Source organism: Plantibacter flavus (genome assembly GCF_900177615.1).
Lineage (GTDB): Bacteria > Actinomycetota > Actinomycetes > Actinomycetales > Microbacteriaceae > Plantibacter > Plantibacter flavus.
Genome location: NZ_FXAP01000002.1, coordinates 740502 through 754885 on the forward strand (window position 1 = coordinate 740502; position 14384 = coordinate 754885).

At 69.2% G+C, this 14384-nt stretch carries 14 protein-coding genes; 13 read left to right on the forward strand and 1 reads right to left on the reverse strand.

Annotated elements, in window-relative coordinates:
* Positions 1-164 precede the first annotated feature (164 nt).
* Positions 165-461 (forward strand): hypothetical protein, encoded by a 297-nt coding sequence (locus B9Y95_RS09940; protein ID WP_085511682.1) that lies wholly within the window; start codon positions 165-167, stop codon positions 459-461.
* The gene (locus B9Y95_RS09945) at positions 458-2029 is read left to right on the forward strand and encodes a hypothetical protein (protein WP_085511683.1); all 1572 of its coding nucleotides are present in this window, start codon (positions 458-460) and stop codon (positions 2027-2029) included. Before B9Y95_RS09940 ends, B9Y95_RS09945 begins: the two co-directional genes overlap by 4 nt.
* 20 nt (positions 2030-2049) lie before the next feature.
* Here B9Y95_RS09945 and B9Y95_RS09950 read toward each other — a convergent pair whose 3' ends face one another.
* A complete protein-coding gene (locus tag B9Y95_RS09950) occupies positions 2050-2442 on the reverse strand; it encodes a phage holin family protein (protein ID WP_085511684.1) in 393 nt (130 codons plus the stop codon).
* A gap of 100 nt (positions 2443-2542) precedes the next feature.
* Here B9Y95_RS09950 and B9Y95_RS09955 point away from each other — a divergent pair, with 100 nt between their 5' ends.
* The 11 genes from B9Y95_RS09955 to B9Y95_RS10005 all read left to right on the forward strand — a co-directional run bounded on the left by B9Y95_RS09955 (position 2543) and on the right by B9Y95_RS10005 (position 13975).
* Positions 2543-3694, forward strand: coding sequence for a histidinol-phosphate transaminase (locus B9Y95_RS09955; RefSeq protein WP_234994059.1), 1152 nt, complete (start codon positions 2543-2545; stop codon positions 3692-3694).
* Positions 3691-4830 (forward strand): thiamine pyrophosphate-dependent enzyme, encoded by a 1140-nt coding sequence (locus B9Y95_RS09960; protein WP_085511685.1) that lies wholly within the window; start codon positions 3691-3693, stop codon positions 4828-4830. The genes B9Y95_RS09955 and B9Y95_RS09960 overlap by 4 nt, the downstream gene beginning before the upstream one ends.
* Complete coding sequence (locus B9Y95_RS09965; protein ID WP_079704170.1) at positions 4827-5807, forward strand: alpha-ketoacid dehydrogenase subunit beta; 981 nt, start codon at positions 4827-4829, stop codon at positions 5805-5807. The genes B9Y95_RS09960 and B9Y95_RS09965 overlap by 4 nt, the downstream gene beginning before the upstream one ends.
* A gap of 26 nt (positions 5808-5833) precedes the next feature.
* Entirely contained in the window at positions 5834-7207 is a 1374-nt protein-coding gene (locus B9Y95_RS09970; protein ID WP_085511686.1) for a dihydrolipoamide acetyltransferase family protein, read from the forward strand.
* A 195-nt stretch (positions 7208-7402) separates the two neighbouring features.
* Positions 7403-8377, forward strand: a complete 975-nt coding sequence (locus tag B9Y95_RS09975; protein WP_085511687.1) for a metal ABC transporter solute-binding protein, Zn/Mn family — start codon at positions 7403-7405, stop codon at positions 8375-8377.
* The gene (locus B9Y95_RS09980; protein WP_085511688.1) at positions 8374-9228 is read left to right on the forward strand and encodes a metal ABC transporter ATP-binding protein; all 855 of its coding nucleotides are present in this window, start codon (positions 8374-8376) and stop codon (positions 9226-9228) included. The genes B9Y95_RS09975 and B9Y95_RS09980 overlap by 4 nt, the downstream gene beginning before the upstream one ends.
* Entirely contained in the window at positions 9225-10124 is a 900-nt protein-coding gene (locus B9Y95_RS09985; protein ID WP_085511689.1) for a metal ABC transporter permease, read from the forward strand. Before B9Y95_RS09980 ends, B9Y95_RS09985 begins: the two co-directional genes overlap by 4 nt.
* 92 nt (positions 10125-10216) lie before the next feature.
* The gene (locus tag B9Y95_RS09990) at positions 10217-10618 is read left to right on the forward strand and encodes a Fur family transcriptional regulator (RefSeq protein ID WP_079704165.1); all 402 of its coding nucleotides are present in this window, start codon (positions 10217-10219) and stop codon (positions 10616-10618) included.
* A gap of 7 nt (positions 10619-10625) precedes the next feature.
* Positions 10626-11714: a permease gene (locus tag B9Y95_RS09995; protein ID WP_412458821.1), complete on the forward strand. Its 1089-nt coding sequence runs from the start codon at positions 10626-10628 to the stop codon at positions 11712-11714.
* A complete protein-coding gene (locus B9Y95_RS10000; protein ID WP_085511690.1) occupies positions 11707-12519 on the forward strand; it encodes a TIGR03943 family putative permease subunit in 813 nt (270 codons plus the stop codon). The genes B9Y95_RS09995 and B9Y95_RS10000 overlap by 8 nt, the downstream gene beginning before the upstream one ends.
* Positions 12509-13975 carry a hypothetical protein gene (locus B9Y95_RS10005; protein ID WP_085511691.1) on the forward strand — a complete coding sequence of 489 codons (1467 nt, stop codon included), beginning with the start codon at positions 12509-12511 and terminating at the stop codon, positions 13973-13975. Before B9Y95_RS10000 ends, B9Y95_RS10005 begins: the two co-directional genes overlap by 11 nt.
* The last annotated feature ends 409 nt before the right edge of the window (positions 13976-14384 follow it).

Genomic DNA, 14384 nt, shown 5'->3' on the forward strand with positions numbered 1-14384 from the left:
ACCGCGCCCGAGCCGTCGAACCGTTCTCAGCTGACTCCGCTCCACAGTCCCCGCGAGCGACATCCCCTCCACACTGAACGGACGGCGGCTCTGGCGATCGGCGGTGCACCGGCAGAGTCGAGAGCCGTGGCTGGCACGGGATCAGCACAGAGGGGATGGTGGGAATGGACGACGATGGCATCAGGATGTGCTCGGCCGAGGAACGCCTCGAGGAGTCGGTCGCCGTGCTCGAATTGCGGTCGCTTCGTCTCGAATCCGTGATGTTCGATCTCGAGGTCTGGATGACGACGCTGGGGGACGCGCGTGCCGGGGCGCGGTGGTCGGGCCCTGCGGCCACGGTGTTCGGGTGGAGTGCGGATGAGCTCGCTCAGCACCTGCGTGCTGCTGCAGCCGCGCTCGATGTCGGTGCAGGCATCGCTCGCGGGGCCGCGACGAGTGCCGTGGCGGATGGACGCGGATGAGCGACGACGTCGTTCTGAGCGGAGGCGGCTCCACGGCAGTGGCGACCGACGACCAGCTGCGTCTCGCGCGGGTCACCGCGGCCCTCGCCGAGTGGTGTCTCGACGCGGCCTCCCAGGTCGAGGCGGTCGCCGGTTCGGCGGACACCGGCGCCGACATCCCGACTGCGCTCGCGCGTCCGTGGCTCGACCCTTCGTCGTCCTCAACGCCGTCCAGTGCGGGCGGGGAGGCTGCGATGCGCGCTGCCTCCGCCCTGCGGGACGCCGCGGTCGATGCTGAACGTCTGAGCGGGCAGCTCACGCTCGGTGCCGAAGCGTATGGGGCACTCGAGCGCGGGGTGTCTGAACTGTTCGAGTCGATCGCGGGCGCGGGTGCGTGGGTCCTCGGGGCTGTCGTCGGCACGGTGGTGCGGTTCCATGAGACCGACAAGCAGGTGGCGCCTGGCGAGGCGCAGTTCATGGAGGACATGGCGGTCACCTGGGGGCGGTCGCTTCTCGTTCCGTTCGTGGCGCCGGCCGTGGCCGCCTTCGCCCTCATCTCGCTCAACCCGAAGGTCTGGCCTGCACTCGAGGCGACGGCACAGCGGACCCTGCGGAACCTGGGATCCTCTGCTGCCACTGCACGTCTGCTGCGGACGTTCGTCTCGTCGGTCGACGATGCGCTGACCGGAGCCGCTGGTGCACCCGTCCCGTTCCTGCGCGACTACGACCCGCGGACGTCCGGCGGGGTCGCCGGTGTCGCGCTGCTCATCGCCCGTGGAGCAGACACGAGCGGGATCTTCACGCCGGCACCGGTCGACGTCAAGCCGATCCGTCCACCCGGATGGGCGGCGCCGACCGGAGCGCCGGCAGCTCAACCATGGGCGGCCATGGGGCCTCCGCGTAGCCCGTCCGAACTCATGGAGCGGATGCCGGGGAACGCTCCTGGCGACCCGCAGATCAGGATCGAACACCACGCCGACGAGAACGGCGAAGACGTCTGGATCGTCTGGTCCGGCGGAACCGTCGAGATGATCCCCGTGCCGGGTTCGACTGAGCCATGGGACGCTCGGAGCAACCTGAACGCCGTCGCAGGTGCGGCGGCGGAGAGCGTGCAAGCGACGATGGAAGCCATGAGACAGGCAGGGATCCCGGAGGGAGCGCGCGTCATGCACGTCGGGTACTCCCAGGGAGGGATCGTCGCGGCGGCCATCGGTGCTTCAGGCCAGTACGATTCGTCGGTCGTCACCTTCGGGGCGCCCGTCGAGACGATCGATCTCCCTGAGGACGTCCCAGCGTTGCACGTGCAGCACGAGGAGGATCCGGTCCCGGCGCTGTCCGGGGAACGGGCGGAACGGGTCGACGGCGGGCGAGTGGCGCGGCGTTCACTGTACGACGGTGGGCCGCCCCCGCCTCCTGCCGACGGAGTCGACGAACCGGTCCCGGCGCATCTGGCACGGAACTACCTCGACACCGCCCGACTGCTGGACGGCTCGAGCGACCCGGGCGTCAGAGATGCCCTTCGTCCGCTCGACGGACTGGCCGATGAAGGGGAGCGGATCATGTACCGGGCCGACAAGGTCCTCCCGTGACCGGGTGGTGGCGCGGAGGGTCAGTCCTTCGCCTTCGGGCGGATGACGATGCCGAGCAGCCAGTTCACGATCGAGATGACGATCGCCCCGAGGACGCCCCACCAGAAGCCGTCGACGGTCAGGCCGAACCCGAACCAGCCGCTGATGCCCGCGGTGATGAGGAGGAGGAGGCCGTTGATGAGGAGCCCGATGAGACCGAGCGTGAGGATGTAGAGCGGGAACGCGAGCACCTTGATGACCGAGCCGATGATGGTGTTCACGACCGCGAAGATGAGCGCGACGAGCGCGAACGTCAGGATCGTCTCCAGTGTGCCGCCGGGCGCGTACGGCGTCACGTTCACCCCCGCGACGATGAGGGTCGTGACCCAGATGGCGAAGCCGTTGACGATCAGGTTCAGCAGAAAACGTCCCATGAGGGCAATCCTCCCACCCTTGCCACAGCGGGCAAAGGGCCGATCCGGACCGGCGCACTGCATTCCGACGCGGGTATCCTTCGCGGCCTAGACTCGTCGAGTGAGTGACAACCTGCCAACCACCGCCCAGCCGGCCGCTCAGCCGGGCCGGAGCCCGGTCCGTCTCCGTCCGGAGATCGCAGATCTGCCGCCCTACCGTCAGGGCAAGCCGGCCGCACCCGACGCCTTCAAGCTCTCCAGCAACGAGGTCCCGTTCCCGCCGCTCGACGCCGTCCTCTCGGCCATCACCGACACGGCTGCGAACTCCCACCGCTACCCGGACGGCGCCGCACTCGCGTTGCGCACGGCGCTCGCCGAAACCAACGGGGTCACGCCGGAACGCATCCACATCGGGGCGGGCTCGGTCGCACTCCTCAGCCAGTTCATCACCGCGACCGCCGGTCCGGGAGACGAGGTCGTCTTCGCCTGGCGCTCCTTCGAGGCCTACCCGGGTCTCGTGACCGTCGCCGGCGCGACGTCCGTGCGCGTCCCGAACCGGCCCGACGGCTCCCACGACCTCGAGGCGATGGCCGCAGCCGTCACCGACCGAACCCGCGTCGTCATCGTCTGCACGCCGAACAACCCCACGGGCCCGGTCGTCGAGCGCGCCGCCTTCCTCTCCTTCCTCCGCTCCGTGCCGTCCGACGTGCTCGTCCTCCTCGACGAGGCGTACCGCGAGTTCGTCACCGACGACGACGCCGTCAACGGCATCCCGCTCCTCGACGAGCACCCGAACCTCGTCGTGCTCCGCACCTTCTCGAAGGCCTACGGGCTCGCCGGCCTCCGCGTCGGCTGGGCCATCGGCCACGAGCTCGTCCTCGACGGCGCCCGCAACGCGGCCATCCCGCTCTCCAGCACCGCGCCGGCGCAGCAGGCGGCCATCGCCGGACTCGCGAACGCCGAGGACATCCGAGCCCGCGTCGCGGTCATCACCGCCCGACGCGACGACCTCGCCGCCGCACTCCGCGAGCAGGGCTGGTTCATCCCCGCGGCGCAGGGCAACTTCGTCTGGTTCGGCCTCGGCGAGCAGACGGCCGCGTCGAACGAGACCTTCCTCGCGCACGGCATCGTCGGCCGCGCCTTCCCGGGCGACGGCGTCCGCATCTCGATCGGTGAAGCCGAATCGATCGAACCGCTCCTCGCCGCCGCTGCAGAGATCCTCGCCGGGCTGCCGGCCGACCACCCGACACGAGAGGGAGTGCGCTCACGATGAGCCGTTCCGGAGACGACCCCACCGTGCCCAGCGTCCAGTTCATCGACGCGGCCGGCACCTTCGCGCCGAACGAACACGCGGAGCGCTATCAGCCGTTCCTCGATCGCCTGACCGAGACCGACCTGCAGCAGTTCTACCGCGACATGGCGAACGTCCGCGCCTTCGACATCGAGGCGACGAACCTGCAGCGCCAGGGCCAGATGGCGCTGTGGCCGCCGAGTCACGGGCAGGAGGCGGCACAGGTCGGTTCGGCCCGTGCGGCGCGAGCCCAGGACCACATCTTCCCCTCCTACCGCGAACACGTCGTCGCGATGATCCGCGGCGTCGACCCCATCGACATCGTCCGCCTCATGCGCGGTAACACGCACGGCGGCTGGGATCCGGCAGACCCGTCCAACGGCAACATGCACCTGTACACCCTCGTGCTCGCCGCCCAGACCCTGCACGCGACCGGCTACGCGATGGGCCTGAACTTCGACAAGGCCGTCGGCACCGGCGACCCCGACCACGACACGGCCGTGCTCGTCTACTTCGGCGACGGCTCGAGCTCCGAGGGCGACGCGAACGAGGCGTACATCTACGCCGCCAGCTATCAGACGCCGCAGGTGTTCTTCCTGCAGAACAACCAGTGGGCCATCTCCGTCCCCGTCTCCCGTCAGGCCCGCGAGCCGCTCTACCAGCGCGCCGCCGGCTTCGGCCTCGACAGCGTCCGCATCGACGGCAACGACGTCCTCGCGAGCTACGCGACGGCGGCGAAGCACCTCGACGACGCCCGCGCCGGCCACGGCCCGAGCCTCATCGAGGCGATGACCTACCGGGTCGGCGCCCACACCACGAGCGACGACCCGACGAAGTACCGCACCGACGACGAACTCCAGTCCTGGATCGCCCGCGACCCGATCGTCCGGTTCAAGACGTACCTCCAGGGGCTCGGCGCTTCCGACGCGTTCTTCGCAGAGGTCGACGAAGAGGCTGCTGCGCTTGCCGAGGACACCCGCGTGCGCACGCTCGCGCTCGAAGCACCGGGCCGCGAGCTCATGTTCGACGGCGTCTACTCCGAACCGCACCCGCTCATGGTCGAGCAACAGGCCTGGCTCGAACGCTACGAGGCCTCGCTCGAAGGAGGCAACGCATGACGACGACCACCATGCCGATGGCCAAGGCGCTGAACGCAGGCCTGCGCAAGGCGATGACCGAGGACGACAAGGTCCTGCTGATGGGCGAGGACATCGGCCCGCTCGGCGGCGTCTTCCGCGTCACCGAGGGTTTGCACGCCGAGTTCGGCGGCGACCGCGTCCTCGACACCCCGCTCGCGGAGTCCGGCATCGTCGGCACCGCGATCGGTCTCGCCATGCGCGGCTACCGTCCGGTGTGCGAGATCCAGTTCGACGGCTTCGTGTTCCCGGCCTTCAACCAGATCACGACGCAGCTCGCGAAGCTCACCAACCGGCACGAGGGCAAGCTGCAGATGCCTGTCGTCATCCGGATCCCCTACGGCGGACACATCGGCGCGGTCGAGCACCACCAGGAGAGCCCCGAGGCGTACTTCGCCCACACGGCCGGCCTCCGTGTGGTCAGCCCGTCGACCCCGAACGACGCCTACTGGATGATCCAGGAGGCCATCGCCTCGAACGACCCCGTCGTCTTCCTCGAGCCGAAGAGCCGCTACTGGCCGAAGGGCGAGGTCGACCTCGACGGCTCGGCCGCGCCACTGCACGGCAGCCGCATCGTCCGCACCGGCACGGAGGTCACCCTCGCCGGACACGGCGCGATCGTGAGCGTCATGCTGCAGGCGGCTGAACTGGCCGCCACGGAGGGCACGAGTGTCGAGGTCGTCGACATGCGCTCGTTGTCGCCCATCGACTACGACCCGCTCGTCGAATCCGTCCGCCGGACCGGCCGCCTCGTCTACGTGCAGGAGGCGCCCGGTTTCACGAGCGTCGGCTCGGAGATCGCGGCGACCGTCACGGAGCGCGCCTTCTACTCGCTCGAGGCACCCGTTCTTCGGGTGTCCGGGTTCGACACCCCGTTCCCGCCGGCGAAGCTCGAAGGCGTCTACCTCCCGGATGCCGACCGCATCCTCGAGGCCGTCGATCGCTCGCTGGCGTACTGAACACCGAAGGAAGACGAGGAACCACGATGAGTGATCTCCAGTTCGAACTGCCGGACGTCGGCGAAGGCCTGACCGAGGCCGAGATCGTCGCATGGAAGGTCGCGCCGGGCGACGCCGTCTCGGTCAACCAGGTGCTGGTCGAGATCGAGACCGCGAAGTCGCTCGTCGAACTCCCGTCGCCGTTCGCCGGGACCGTCGGTGCCCTACTCGTCGAGGAGGGCCAGACCGTCGACGTCGGGACGCCCATCATCAGCGTGAGCACCGGTGGCGGAGCAGCGACCGCCGAGCCGACCGCGCCCGCACCGGCGGTCGTCGAGTCGGAGGAGGCCACGCTGGCCGCCGACACCGCGGCGAGCGTCTCTCCTGCCGAAGAGCCGCGCCCTGGCGCCGTGCTCGTCGGATACGGCAGCGCCGGCAGCACCTCGAGCCGTCGCCGTGGCCGTGGCGCGACGCCGATCGTCGAGCCGGCGAGTCCGGCCGTCACCCCGCAGCCGCCCGTGCGCCGCCAGCCGCCGTCGAGCATCCCCGCCGCGTCCGCGCTGCCGGTCATCGCCAAGCCGCCGATCCGGAAGCTCGCGAAGGACCTCGAGGTCGACCTCACGGCCATCGAGGGCACCGGGCTCGCGGGGGAGATCACCCGCGACGACGTCATCCGTGAGGCCAGCCAGGCGAGCGTGTTCCGCAACATCGAGACGCCGGAGTGGGCCGACGAGCGCGAGGAGCGCATCCCGGTCAAGGGTGTCCGCAAGGCCATCGCGACGGCCATGACCCGCAGCGCCTTCACCGCGCCGCACGTCTCCCTCTTCGTCGACGTCGACGCGACGCGCACGATGGAGTTCGTCAAGCGCCTGAAGAACTCGACGGACTTCGCCGGCGTCAAGGTCTCGCCACTGCTCATCATGGCCAAGGCGATGATCTGGGCGGTCCGCCGCAACCCCACGGTCAACAGCGAGTGGACGGACCAGGAGATCATCGTCCGCCACTACGTGAACCTCGGCGTGGCCGCTGCGACCCCGCGCGGACTGATCGTCCCGAACGTCAAGGAGGCGCAGGCGATGAGCCTGCTCGAGCTGGCGCGCGCCCTCGAGACTCTCACCCTCACTGCCCGCGACGGCAAGACGCCGCCGGCCGACCAGCAGAACGGCACGATCACGGTGACGAACATCGGTGTCTTCGGTATGGACACCGGCACCCCGATCCTCAACCCGGGCGAGGTCGGCATCGTCGCGCTCGGCACGATCAAGCAGAAGCCGTGGGTCGTCGACGGCGAGGTGCGCAGTCGGTTCGTGACGACGCTCGGCGCCTCCTTCGACCACCGCGTGGTGGACGGCGACGTCGCGAGCCGCTTCCTGGCGGACGTCGCGTCGATCATCGAGGAGCCTGCGCTGCTGCTCGACTGAGTGCCGGGGTCCTGAGCCTTCCCTTCGGTCCCTGAGCCTTCCCTTCGGTCCCTGAGCCTTCACTCCGGTCCCTGAGCCTTCACTCCGGTCCCTGAGCCTTCCCTCCGGTCCCTGAGCCTGTCGAAGGGCGATTTTGAGAATCAGTATCAATAGGCGTACCGTTGGCCTTCTCACCCCGATCGAGAAGGTTCATCAATGCGCGCTCGCACCCTGCTCCCAGCCTTGGCCATCCTCCCGGCGGCCGCCCTCGTCCTTGCGGGCTGCTCCGGCAGCAGTGCGTCGAGCGCGGCCGACGACGGCAAGATCAACATCGTCGCCTCCACGAACGTGTACGGCGACATCGCTTCGAAGATCGGCGGCAAGGACGTCGAGGTGACCTCGCTCATCTCGTCGGCCGCCCAGGACCCGCACTCCTACGAGGCGAGCACGCAGGACCAGCTCTCCATCAAGAACGCCGACCTCGTCATCGAGAACGGCGGTGGTTACGACCCGTTCGTCGACACGCTCCTCGACGCAGCCAAGAACGACTCCGTGGAGGTCGTGAACGTCGTCGACCTGTCGGGCCTCGCCCCGGACGACGACCACGCCGACGAGCAGCACACGGACGAGGCGCACGCCGAGGACGACGACCACGACCACATCGAGGGCTTCAACGAGCACGTCTGGTACAGCTTCCCGACGATGGCGAAGCTCGCCGACGAGCTGGCCAAGGAGCTCGGCGAACTCGACAGCGCGAACGCAGCCACCTACACCGCGAACGCGAAGGCCTTCACGGAGTCCCTCGGCACGATCGAGACGGCCCAGGCCGCGATCAAGACCGCACACGACGGCGAGGGCGTCGCCATCACCGAGCCCGTCCCGCTCTACCTGCTCGAGGGCGCCGGACTCGTGAACCGCACCCCCGAGGCGTTCAGCGAGGCGATCGAGGAGGGCACCGACGTGTCGCCGACCGTCCTCAAGGAGACGCTCGACCTCTTCGGCAGCGGATCGGTCGCGCTGCTTGCCTACAATGAGCAGACGAGTGGCGGCGAGACCGAGCAGGTCAAGACCGCCGCGGAGAACGCAGGCGTGCCGGTGCTGTCATTCACCGAGACCCTCCCGGACGGCAAGGACTACCTCTCGTGGATGACCGAGAACGTCGACGCCGTGGCGGACGCCCTGAATCGATGACCAGCGGTTCTACCAACGGCTCAGGCCCCGTCGATGTCCTCGCGCTCGCCGGGGCCGAGCTCGGTTTCGGCGGACGAACGCTCTGGGACGGCCTCGACCTCTCGGTGCGCCCGGGGGAGTTCCTCGCCGTGCTCGGCCCGAACGGCTCCGGCAAGACGAGTCTGCTGCGCACCATCCTCGGGCAGCAGCAGCTCGACCGCGGGACCATCAGGGTCGCCGGAGGCCCGGTGCACCGCGGCGACCGCCGCATCGGCTACATCCCGCAGCAGAAGCTCATCCCCGCCGGCACGCCGATGCGCGGTCGCGATCTCGTCGCCCTCGGCGTCGACGGCCACCGGTTCGGACTCCCCATCCGCACCGCGGCGACGAAGCGTCGGGTCGACGAGTTGATCGCCTCCGTCGGCGCGACCGCCTACGCCGACGGCGCGGTGGGCACCCTGTCCGGCGGTGAGCAGCAGCGGCTCCGCGTCGCCCAGGCGCTCGCGGACGACCCGATCCTCCTCCTCTGCGACGAACCGCTGCTCAGCCTCGACCTCCAGCATCAGCGCGGGGTCAGCGAACTCATCGACCGTCGCCGACGCGACCACGACACCGCGGTGGTCTTCGTCACCCACGACGTGAACCCGGTGCTCCCCATGGTCGACCGCATCCTGTACCTCGCGGGCGGCCGGTTCCGGGAGGGTACCCCCGACGAGGTGCTCCGCAGCGAGGTGCTGTCCGAGCTCTACGGCACGCCCGTCGACGTGCTCCGCAGCCACGGCCGGGTCGTCGTGGTCGGCATCCCCGACAGCGAGACCCACCACCATCACCACGACGATCCGCACACCGGTGCGGTGGGGGTCGGCGCATGAACACCGACGACCTCTGGGGACGCCTGTTCAACTTCCAGGACTACGGCGCACTCCTCGAACTCGTGCAGAACTCGATCATCGCCGGCGCGGTCCTGGGCATCGTCGGCGGCCTCATCGGCGTGTTCGTGATGCAGCGGGACATGGCGTTCGCGGTGCACGGGATCAGCGAGCTGTCCTTCGCCGGCGCCGCCGGCGCCCTGCTGTTCGGGGCCAACGTCGTCGTCGGGTCCCTCGCGGGGTCCCTCGTCGCCGCGATCCTCATCGGCCTGCTCGGCTCGAAAGCGCGCGACCGCAATTCGATCATCGGGGTGCTCATGCCGTTCGGCCTCGGCCTCGGCATTTTGTTCCTCGCGCTCTATCCGGGACGGAGTGCCAACAAGTTCGGGCTCCTCACCGGGCAGATCGTCTCGGTCGACGACCCGCAGCTGGGCCTCCTCATCGTCATCAGCATCGTCGTGCTGGTCGCGCTCCTCCTCCTGTGGCGACCCCTCAGCTTCGACAGCCTCGACCCGGACGTCGCCGCAGCGCGCGGGGTGCCGAGCCGGTTCGTCTCGCTCGCCTTCATGGTGCTACTCGGGCTCACGGTCGCGGTGTCGGTGCAGATCATCGGTGCGCTGCTCGTCCTCGCGCTGCTCGTGACGCCCGCGGCCGCAGCGCTCCGGGTGTCGTCGTCGCCCGTGCTCGTCCCGGTGCTGAGCATGCTCTTCGGCTTCGTCTCGGCGGTCGGCGGCATCCTGCTCGCCATCGGTGGATCGCTCCCGATCAGCCCCTACATCACGACGATCTCCTTCCTCATCTACCTCGTCTGCCGCATCGTCGGGCCGCGCACCGCGTCCGGGCGACGTGGTCGTCGGGCACCCGTCGGCGAGACGCGGCACGCCCAGGTCGCGCGATGATCCTGGACCGTGCACCGCGTCCGCGTGGAGCTGCTTCGGAGCGACCTCCGAGCCGTTCCCGGGTACCCTTGAAGCGACAGGCAGGAGCACCCGTGGCGAAGCGCAACACCTGGCAGCGAGAAGCTGTCCGCGAGGCCCTCGGCGGCAACGACGGATTCATCAGCGCCCAGGGACTGCACGCCGAACTCCGCGACACCGGTTCTCCGATCGGGCTCGCGACCGTGTACCGCGCCCTCTCCGACCTCGCGGTCGAGGGCGAAGCGGACTCCCTGCAGTCGCCTGAGGGCGAGAACCTCTACCGTGCCTGCACGCCGGGGACGCACCACCACCACCTCATCTGCCGGAACTGTGGTCTCACCATCGAGATCGAGGCCGACGAGGTCGAAGCCTGGGCGCGCTCGGTCGCGTCGCAGCACGGGTTCACCGAGGCGAAGCACGTCGTCGACGTCTTCGGGCTCTGCGAGAACTGCTCGGCGGCGGCCCAGCGCGCGTGAGGCCGGAGTGAGCAGGACGACCGGAACCCTCGGGGTCGACGACGACTGGACCGCACCCGACGACGACGGCGCGGAGCACTGGGGTCGCACCGAAGGGCGGGATCCACGGAACCTGCGGACACCGCTCCTGATCGGCGTCGCCCTGCTCGTGGTGGTCGGGCTCTTCGTGCTCCGGGCGCTCATGCCGCTCGGTGAGGCGCTCACGCCGCCCACCGCGGTGCGCGACTTCGTGACCCTGACGCTCAGCGTGGTGGTGGAGTCGCTGCCGTTCGTGGTGCTCGGCATCGTGCTGTCGATCCTCGTGCAGATCTGGCTTCCCGACGGCTGGCTCGAGCGGTGGTTGCCGACGCAGCCGATCCTCCGCCGAGCCTGCATCTCGCTGCTCGGCATGTTCCTGCCGGTCTGCGAGTGCGGCAACGTCCCGCTCGCCCGCGGCCTCATCGTGCGCGGGTTCACGGTGCCGGAGTCGATCACCTTCCTGCTCGCCGCGCCGATCCTCAACCCCATCGTCATCGTCACGACGCATCAGGCCTTCGGCTGGGACGGCGGGATCCTCGTCGCCCGGCTCGTCGGCGGGTTCCTGCTCGCGAACCTCATCGGGTGGCTCTTCAGCAAGCACCCCGATCCCAGCTCGCTGCTCACGCCGACCTTCCAGGCCAGCTGCGAGGTGACCGAGCAGCACGGGCACGAGCACACGAAGGTGGAGCGCAGCCTGCAGCAGTTCGTCGCCGAGGCGCGCGCGATCATGCCGGCGCTGCTCATCGGGTCCGCCGTCGCCGGCGCCGTGCAGGTGCTCGTGCCGCGGGAGGTGCTCGTCACCCTCGGCGCGAACCCCGTCTGGTCGGTGCTCGCGATGATGACGCTCGCCGTGATCGTCTCGATCTGCTCGAACGTCGACGCCTTCTTCGTGCTGTCCTTCGGATCGACGTTCATGCCCGGCTCGATCGTCGCCTTCCTCGTCCTCGGCCCCGTCGTCGACGTCAAGATGCTCGCGCTCATGCGCACCACCTACACGACCAGGACCCTCGTGATCATCACCGCGGTCACCGTGCTGTTCTCGGCGGCCCTCGGATTCGGAGTGAACGCCCTTGCCTGATCAGAACGCCACCCACGGACACGCGCACGCCGAGACGTCGACGGCCGGCGATCGTCGCGTCCCATTGCTCGAACGCCTCCGGCAGCGATGGTGGGGCGTGCTGCTGCTCGTCACCGCCGCCGTATGCATCCTCTGGCTCGCGCTGACCGACCGCCTCGGGCTGTACATCCACCCGCGCTACTTCGTGTTCACCGTCATCATGGCGCTCATCGCGGTCGCGCTCGGCATCGTCAGCGTCCTCGTCCATGTGGACGTCGAGGAGGTGCCGAAGCGTCGCGGGCGAACGGCGCTGCAGCTCGCCTCCGTCGCGGGCAGTCTCGCGGTGGTCGGCGCGATGGTGGTGCTGCCGCCATCGACGCTGTCGGTCGCGACGGCCGACCAGCGCGCGGTGAACTCCGGCACGCTCGCGGGGGAGGTCCAGGGGCAGGACGCCCAGACGGTGCTGACCTCGAACCCGGACTTCAGCACCTTCGGCATCAAGGACTGGGCCACGCTGCTGCGCCAGACGACGCGTCCCGCCGACCTCGAGGGGCGCGCCTTCACCGGGGTCGGTTTCGTGATCGCCGATCCGGACGCGGCCGACGTCTTCTACGTCTCGCGGTTCGTCGTGAACTGCTGCGCCGTGGACGCCCAGCCGGTCGGTGTGCCCGTGCAGCTCGACGGTTGGGACCAACAACTCAAGCCCGGCGACTGGGTCGAGGTCTCGGGGGCGCTCACCGCGAGCGACGCCTCGCATCTGCCGTTGGTGGTCGGGACGGCGAAGGTCGACAAGGTCGAGGAGCCGGCGGACCCGTATGACTACTGATCGCCGGGATGCTGCACGAGGCCGGTCGACGCAGGCCGCCGGCGACCGGAGCGGTTTCGGCCGACTGGTCGCGATCGTGCTGATCGCGCTCGTCGTCATCGGCGGCGGCGCGGCCGTCGTGGGCTTGACCCAGGGGCCGAAGCTCGTCCGCACGGTGGTCGACCCGACCGGACTCGTGGAGTCCTGGGGCCAGCGGGTGGTCCTGGCGGTGAACCAACCGATCGCGGATCTCGGGTCGGACCGGGTGCGGATCGAGCCGGCAGCAGACTTCGACGTCAGTACCGGGGCCGGTGGCATCACGCTGGTGTTCCCCGAGCCGCTCGCCTACGCGACGGACTACCGGATCACGGTCGACGGGGTCACCGCGCCGGATGGCGGACCGGCGGCCACGCTCACGACGTCGTTCTCGACGCCGCCCGTCGAGGGGTTCTCGCTCGTGCGGAGTCCGGTCAAGGACGGCGGCTCGGCGGCGACGAAGGCGGACGACCGGATCGTGCGCCTCTCGATCGGCGGTGGTGAACCCGAGACCGCGTACGACGCGGCGAAGATCCAGGAGTTCGCGACGATCGGCGACTCCCTGATCGTCGTGGAGCAGGAGACGAGCGGGCTCGGTCGCATCGTGGTGGTGGACACGACCGACGGCAGTACCCAGGAGGTGGCCCTCCCGATGGGCGGGATGATCACCTCCTTGCAGACCGCTCCGGCGCAGAGTCGGGTGGGGTTCCTGTTCACGGAACAGTCGTTCGGCCGCGATGGCGGCGACAACCTCACGCTGTACTCGTTCGAGCTGCAGCAGGGGAAACCGACGGAGGCCGCCCGCGTCGGCGGGATCGACGGGGCTGCGGTCCAGGCGGCGGAGTGGTCGTTCGTGCCCCGGACCTCCTCGATGCTCGTCCGCACAGTCGACAACTCGCTCGAGCTGCTCGATCCTGCTGCGACGACCGATCCGGTGCTGCTCGGCCGGGCATCCCTCATCTCGAGCTACATCCCGGGCACCACCAAGGTCGTCATCGAGCAGGTCGACGGTGTGGTCGTGCTCGACCTCGCGACGGGGAAGAGCGAACCGTTCGTCCTGCCCTCGGTGGCACCCACCGAGATCCCCGGACAACTCGTCGCACTGTCGGAGTCCCTGTCGGCCAGGATCTACGCCGACTACGACCGCGCGGCCGGAACCACGGAGCAGCGGGTACTGGCGATCAAGGACGGCGCGACCGCCGAGCTCTATCGGCCTGAGCCGGGTGCAGTCGTCTGGTCGCTGTGTGCGAGCCCGAACGCGGAGTACGTCGCGGTCGTCGTCGTCCCCGACTTCGCGAAGGCTGGCTTCGACGGGTACGCCAACGCGCCGATGCCCAACGGTCCCGAGATCGAGGTCGTCGACGCCCGCACCGGCAAGGTCGTCGGGACGCAGGCCGGTTTCGACCTGTCCTGGTGCGCAGGCACGGGTGTCGCGCAGTGACCCTGCGCCGCCCGTTCGCGGCCCCTTCGGTGAAAACCGCGTGATTCCGGGCGACACGCCCGGGATGCAAGCGGAATTTGCCACGATCCCGAGACACACGTAGAGTAATCACTCGTCACCCCAAAGGTGCGGGAAGCGGAAGAGCTTCTCGGCCTCAAGCGGGGACAATCCCCAGCCAAAAGCGAGAACATTTCGATGTTACCGTTTCAAGTCTCGGTTGGATGACTTCCTCCTGGTGTCACTCGTGCTCAGCATGACTCTGTTCGCAGAGCGGCTGAAACGCCGAGTTGACAACAAGCCGGGAAGATGTAAGATAGAGAAGTTGCCCTGCAGGGCGGTCGTGATGGCCAAAGGCAGGAGCATCCGATCCTTGAGAACTCAACAGCGTGCACAATGTCAAATGCCAAAA

Bases quoted from the DNA above. Each gene is read 5' to 3' on its own strand.
- B9Y95_RS10005 (WP_085511691.1), top strand. From the start codon at position 12,509: ATGACTACTGATCGCCGGGATGCTGCACGAGGCCGGTCGACGCAGGCC.
- B9Y95_RS09985 (WP_085511689.1), top strand. From the start codon at position 9,225: ATGAACACCGACGACCTCTGGGGACGCCTGTTCAACTTCCAGGACTAC.
- B9Y95_RS09965 (WP_079704170.1), top strand. From the start codon at position 4,827: ATGACGACGACCACCATGCCGATGGCCAAGGCGCTGAACGCAGGCCTG.
- B9Y95_RS09970 (WP_085511686.1), top strand. From the start codon at position 5,834: ATGAGTGATCTCCAGTTCGAACTGCCGGACGTCGGCGAAGGCCTGACC.
- B9Y95_RS09940 (WP_085511682.1), top strand. From the start codon at position 165: ATGGACGACGATGGCATCAGGATGTGCTCGGCCGAGGAACGCCTCGAG.
- B9Y95_RS09945 (WP_085511683.1), top strand. From the start codon at position 458: ATGAGCGACGACGTCGTTCTGAGCGGAGGCGGCTCCACGGCAGTGGCG.
- B9Y95_RS09960 (WP_085511685.1), top strand. From the start codon at position 3,691: ATGAGCCGTTCCGGAGACGACCCCACCGTGCCCAGCGTCCAGTTCATC.
- B9Y95_RS09980 (WP_085511688.1), top strand. From the start codon at position 8,374: ATGACCAGCGGTTCTACCAACGGCTCAGGCCCCGTCGATGTCCTCGCG.
- B9Y95_RS09950 (WP_085511684.1), bottom strand. From the start codon at position 2,442: ATGGGACGTTTTCTGCTGAACCTGATCGTCAACGGCTTCGCCATCTGG.
- B9Y95_RS09975 (WP_085511687.1), top strand. From the start codon at position 7,403: ATGCGCGCTCGCACCCTGCTCCCAGCCTTGGCCATCCTCCCGGCGGCC.